Genomic DNA, 2012 nt, shown 5'->3' on the forward strand with positions numbered 1-2012 from the left:
TCCGCCAAGCATGCTCAAGCTTCACGATTTTTGCAACAGAGCCGTCAATAGCCCTATGCGCCACAAACATCGCCAAAAAGAAGCTACGTAACGACCAATTCCCAACTCCTGCCCGCCGGCCACAATGCTGCAAGCGCACATGCAACAACTCACAGAGTAAGGACCTCTTCCAGCGGCGGCGCGTATTCAGCGCGCACCGCCGTCAGCTGGAGCGAAGCATCCGCCTATGCACTTGACCAGCCGGTCATTTTTTAGCATTCACGACCATTGGCATCGGCGCCAAGGCGCTTGGTTATGAAAGAAGGGAATGAGGTGACGACCCCGCGTAAGAAAACGCAGACCGACACTCCGCGGTTGCCGCGCGCCGAACGCGAGCGGCTTATCGTGGAAGGCGCCGTGCAATTCTTCGCGGAAGTAGGGTTTGGTGGTGACACACGCGAGCTAGCGAAGCGGCTGAACATCACGCACCCTTTGTTATTTCGCTATTTTGCCAGCAAGAACGCACTGATTGAACGCGTGTATCAGGAAGTATTCATCGGCCGGTGGAATCCATACTGGGAAATTGTAATCAGCAACCGCAATGTTCCGTTGCGAGAGCGGCTGGTAAATGTATACCAGGCGCTCGCCCAGACAGTGCTTAATTATGACTGGGTCCGCCTATTCATGTTCGCAGGTCTTAAGGGATCCGACATAAACGGTCGCTGGTATTCTTTCATGCAAGAACATCTCGTCAGGCCGGTTTGCGCCGAATTTCGTCACGATCTTGGCCTGCCTACGATTGAAGAGATGCCTCTCACACAGAACGAATCCGAACTCGTGCTTGGCGTCAATTCGCGCATCTTTTATCTCGGCGTCCGGAAATTCATATATGGGGTCGACACGCCTGAAAACGTCGATGCCTGGGTAGAGATGGAAATTATTCTGTTTCTGGATGGGGTCGTCAACATTTATCCCGGGCTGGTGGCTCCTCCCCAGCGCCGCGTCCGCAAGCCACGACTGGCCAGGGCCACCAAAAAAAGGCCTTCTCCCCTTGATGTAGCGTCGATAGGCTGAACCCGGCAAAACTTCCTGCTTTCAAATAAGTTAACGGCACGGCCTCGGCCCCATTGGGCCGAGGCCCATGCATATCGGGGGCTCTGTTGCAAAGATTGGCGGCAGTCAGAGGTAGGCTGTCGCTCTGCGCCGATCAGGCGGCTGCTGCGAAATGGTGGTTGAGCATGCCCATGGCCTCCGTCAGCGCCGAGGGCCCAATGCCAAAAGCTCTCTCCACAAGGCGCACCTCGCCCCTGATGCCGGGCTGCAGGCACCAGGGGCGAGCCTGTCCTTTGCGCAGGGCTCGCATGACTTCGAATCCCTTGATCGTGGCATAGGCCGTGGGGATCGATTTGAAACCGCGCACCGGCTTGATCAGTATCTTGAGCTTTCCGTGATCGGCCTCGATCACGTTATTGAGATACTTCACCTGCCGGTGGGCCGTCTCCCGGTCCAGCTTTCCTTCGCGCTTCAATTCGGTGATCGCTGCACCATAGCTCGGCGCTTTGTCGGTATTGAGCGTGGCAGGCTTTTCCCAGTGCTTCAGGCCTCGCAGGGCCTTGCCCAGGAACCGCTTCGCTGCCTTGGCGCTGCGGGTCGGCGACAGGTAGAAATCGATCGTGTCGCCCCGCTTGTCGACTGCCCGGTACAGGTAGGTCCACTTGCCCCGCACCTTGACGTAGGTTTCATCCAGGCGCCAGCTCGGATCAAAGCCACGCCGCCAGAACCAGCGCAGCCGCTTCTCCATCTCCGGGGCGTAGCACTGGACCCAGCGATAGATCGTCGTATGGTCGACCGAAATGCCGCGTTCCGCCAGCATTTCCTCAAGGTCGCGATAGCTGATCGGATAGCGACAATACCAGCGCACCGCCCACAGGATCACATCACCCTGGAAATGGCGCCACTTGAAATCCGTCATCGTTCCGTCCGTCCAATCTCCGCCAAGCATGCTCAAGCTTCACGATTTTTGCAACAGAGCC

General features: G+C 57.3%; 2 protein-coding genes. One reads left to right on the forward strand and one right to left on the reverse strand.

Annotation, left to right across the window (positions count from 1 at the left end; translation table 11 throughout):
* Window positions 1-294 precede the first annotated feature (294 nt).
* Window positions 295-1053 carry a TetR/AcrR family transcriptional regulator gene (locus tag L288_RS37030; protein ID WP_007686274.1) on the forward strand — a complete coding sequence of 253 codons (759 nt, stop codon included), beginning with the start codon at window positions 295-297 and terminating at the stop codon, window positions 1051-1053.
* Between the two features lie 133 nt (window positions 1054-1186).
* On the opposite strand, the gene L288_RS37035 is transcribed toward L288_RS37030, so the two are convergent.
* Window positions 1187-1951 (reverse strand): IS6-like element IS6100 family transposase, encoded by a 765-nt coding sequence (locus tag L288_RS37035; RefSeq protein WP_001389365.1) that lies wholly within the window; start codon window positions 1949-1951, stop codon window positions 1187-1189.
* Between the last annotated feature and the right edge of the window lie 61 nt (window positions 1952-2012).

The organism is Sphingobium quisquiliarum P25, from assembly GCF_000445065.1.
Lineage (GTDB): Bacteria > Pseudomonadota > Alphaproteobacteria > Sphingomonadales > Sphingomonadaceae > Sphingobium > Sphingobium quisquiliarum.